Genomic DNA, 3,524 nt, shown 5'->3' with positions numbered 1-3,524 from the left:
CCACCGCCCCCCGCCGCCACCCGCGCCCGCGGTCTCGCGCGCCGAGGAGCGGCCGCCGCCGCGATGGTCGCGCAAGCCGTATTTGATGTCGTAGGTGAAGTCCGCATGGCCCGGCCGGTAGGCGCCGGCAATGGCGGCATAGTCCTTGGAGCGCTGGTCGACGTTCTCGATCACGAGCGCGATCGGCGTGCCGGTGGCGACGAGACCGCCGTCGGGATGGTCGACGACGCCCGAGATCACCTTCACCTCGTCCGGCTCGCGGCGCTGGGTGGTGAAGCGCGACTGGCCCGGCCGGCGCCGGTCGAGCGCCGCCTGGATGTCCTCGCGGGAAAAGCGCACGCCGGGCGGGCAGCCGTCCACCACGCAGCCCAGGGCCACCCCGTGGCTCTCGCCGAAGGTGGTGAAGCGGAACATCTGGCCGAAGGTGTTGAACGACATGGCGGACCCGATCCCGTGACGCTGGCTCAATAGGACGTGGCGCGCGTCCATGCAAACCCGCACGGGGTGCGCCCCGCCTGCGCCCGCTTTCGTCCATCCGGACCATCGCGCGCAAGCCTCGGTCTGTGCTATGGAGGGTGCTGACGGAGACCAATTTCCCCCGCCATGCCATTTCTCGAAATCCTCATCGTTCTCGTCCTGGTGTTGCTGAACGCCGTCCTTGCCGCCGCGGAACTGTCCATCGTCTCATCCCGGCCGGCCCGCCTGAAGTCCATGGCGGAGAAGGGAACGAAGGGCGCGCGCGCGGCCCTTCAACTGGCCGCCGACCCAGGCCGCTTCCTGTCCACGGTGCAGATCGGCATCACGCTCATCGGCATCCTGGCCGGCGCCTTCTCGGGCGCGAGCCTCGGCGCCCAGCTGGGCGACGCGCTGCGCGACGCCGGCATGCCCGCCGGCTTCGCCGCGCCGGTGGGCTATGCGCTGGTGGTTGCCGCCATCACCTATGTCTCGCTGATCGTCGGCGAACTGGTGCCGAAGCGCCTGGCGCTGCAGAATCCCGAGCCGCTCGCCTGCCTGGTCGCGCCGCTGATGGTGACGCTCTCCAAGGTGTCGGCGCCTGCGGTCTGGCTGCTCGACGCCTCGACGCGCCTGTCGCTGCGGCTGCTCGGCGCGGGCGGCGACCGATCCAGCGGCGTCACCGACGAAGAGATCCGCGCCATCATCACCGAGGCGGAATCCGCCGGCGTGATCGATCCCGCCGAGCGGCGCATGATCTCCGGCGTGATGCGCCTCGCCGACCGGCCCGTGACCGCCATCATGACGCCGCGTCCGGACGTGGAGTGGGTGGACATCTCCCGGCCCGCCGACGAGGTGCGCGCCGAGCTTCTAGAGACGCCGCACAGCCGCCTGCCCGCCTGCGAGGGCTCGCCGGAGGAGACCATCGGCGTGATCCAGGCCAAGCGCCTGCTGAACGCCTATCTCAAGGGCGAGACGCCGGACCCGCGCAATTTCGTCGAGACCGTGCCGTTCCTGGTGGAGGGCATGGGGGCGCTGGAGGCCATGCGCGTGCTGCGCGGCGCCGAGGTGCCCATGGGCATCGTGGTGGACGAGTATGGCGACATGGCCGGCATCGTCACCGGCTACGACCTTCTGGCCGCGATTACCGGCTCGGTCGCCAGCGAGACCCATGTGGCGCGCAACATCGTCGAGCGGCAGGACGGCTCGTTCCTGGTGGCGGGCGACACGCCCATCGACGAGCTGCGCGAACTGCTCGACGTGGACCTGCCGCTGGAAGAGGGCTTCCACACCGTCGCCGGCTTCGCGCTCTCGCGCATGAAGGAGCTGCCCGAGGAGGGCGCGGTGTTCGACGCGCTCGGCTGGCGCTTCGAGATCGTCGACATGGACGGGCGGCGCATCGACAAGGTGCTGGTGGCGCGCCCGCGCATCCTGCACCGGCTGAAGGTGGCGGGCGACAGCTGATCCGGGGCGGAACGCCGGCCGCCGGACCGGCCCCGCCTCAGTTGCGCCGCGACAGCGAGCGCAGGAAGCCCTGGTATTCGTCGGTCAGTTCCATGTCGACGCCCGGCGCCATGCGCAGCAGCAGGTTGGCGACGAAGGGCTCGTCGTTGCGCGTGTCCGCCAGCACCTCGCGCAGCACCGGCAGGTTGTCCTCGATATGGGCCAGGAAGGAGACGCCCTTCTCCTCGGTCTCGCTCCACCGCGCGCGGGTCCACAGCGCCAGCGGGTACATGATCTCGTGCACAAAGTTGGACTTGCGCGCCTTCTCGAAGAATCGCAGGCCCGTGTTCCAGTTCTCGCGCGCCGCATGGGCGGGGGCGGGATGTCGCCGGCGAGCATCTTGCGGCCGGCCTGGCCGACGAAGTCGTCGAGCGTGGTCGGCGCGTCGATGGCGGCACGGAAGTGCCAGAGGCCGAAGGCACCGGGAAACTCCGGACCGAAGCGGTCCTTCAGCACCCCTTCCACCTGATCCACCGCCGCGCTCTCGCCCTTCAGCGCCGCGGTCATGCAGAAGGCGAACACGGCGTCGTTGCCGACCTCATGCACGATGCCGCCCTTCATCTGCCCCGGCGCGAGGGCCGGCGTGCGCCCGTCCGCTGGCATCTCCACGTCGCCCGCGCGCAGGGCCGAGATGAAGGCGGTGATCTCCAGCCAGCCCATATAGTTTGCGAGGAAGGCGCCGGGGTCCACGTGGACGATGGCGAGGTTGAGGGGAACCTTGCGGTTCCGAAGTTCCGTCATGTCGGTCATGGCGTGTCCCGAAGCCCACGAATGTGACGCCGAGGCGCGGGCTCCGTCGGGTTCGCGACAGGACCGGCGCCTCGGGAGACACGGAGCAAGAGGGGTGCCAGCGTTTTGCCCCATCGCCCTGCGGCTTGACCGAGGCCGAACGAACCGGGGAGCCCGGCCCCCGCGCCCTCATCAAATGGGACAGGAATCGCGCCGCGATCAGAGCCGAACGCTCAATCGGCCACCTTGAACACGCCGCCGGCCACCACATAGACCGCGCCCTGGCGCACCGGCAGCAGGGCCGCCTCGCCCTCGGGCATGCCGGCGAGCACATGGAGCGCGGCGCGCACCACGCCGCCGTGGGTCACGACCACCGCGTCGCCGGGCAGGTCGGCGATCGCCTTCTCCACCCGGGCGCACAGATCGAGATAGCTTTCGCCGCCCGGGGGCTGGAAGCGCCAGGGATCGAGGTCGCGCCGACGCACGCCGTCATGGTCGCGGCGGCGCAGTTCGGGCCAGGTCTGGCCCTCCCAGCGGCCGAAAGAGAGTTCCGCGAGGCGGATGTCGCTGGCGAAGGCGCTCGCCGGCAGATCGAGCGTGGTGCGCAGGATGCGCATGGTCTCCACCGCCCGCGACAGCGGACTAGAGACATACTGGACGCCCGCGACGTCGCCCACCAGCTGGTTCAGCACCCGTCCCACCTGCGCCGCCTGGATGCGGCCGAGCGCGTTGAGCGGCACGTCGCGACGGCCCTGGAGGCGGCCGGCCACGTTCCAGTCCGGTCTCGCCGTGGCGCACGAGGAAGAGCCGGCGGCCCGCCGCGGGGTCGGGAGCGCCGG

The 3,524-nt window shown here is 70.8% G+C and carries 2 protein-coding genes and 2 pseudogenes; 1 reads left to right on the top strand and 3 read right to left on the bottom strand.

Features of this window, described 5'->3' with window-relative positions:
* A pseudogene (locus tag AC2W7M_RS22140) lies at positions 1–438 on the bottom strand (chorismate synthase); the annotation flags it as partial.
* Between the two features lie 165 nt (positions 439–603).
* Between AC2W7M_RS22140 and AC2W7M_RS22135 the strand changes: the two are divergent.
* Complete coding sequence (locus AC2W7M_RS22135) at positions 604–1,917, top strand: hemolysin family protein (protein WP_486134957.1); 1,314 nt, start codon at positions 604–606, stop codon at positions 1,915–1,917.
* Between the two features lie 37 nt (positions 1,918–1,954).
* Here the strand turns inward: AC2W7M_RS22135 and AC2W7M_RS22130 are convergent.
* Positions 1,955–2,706 (bottom strand): annotated as a pseudogene (locus AC2W7M_RS22130) (hypothetical protein).
* A 212-nt stretch (positions 2,707–2,918) separates the two neighbouring features.
* Positions 2,919–3,524, bottom strand: a 606-nt coding sequence (locus AC2W7M_RS22125; RefSeq protein WP_486134955.1) for a histidine phosphatase family protein, incomplete at its 5' end; no start/stop codon positions are given.

This window comes from Xanthobacter sp. BG11Y11_SDJG, from assembly GCF_057364445.1.
Note: the sequence above shows the minus strand (reverse complement) of the source record. Positions and strands in the feature narration are given on the sequence as shown.

Bases quoted from the DNA above. Each gene is read 5' to 3' on its own strand.
- AC2W7M_RS22135 (WP_486134957.1), top strand. From the start codon at position 604: ATGCCATTTCTCGAAATCCTCATCGTTCTCGTCCTGGTGTTGCTGAAC.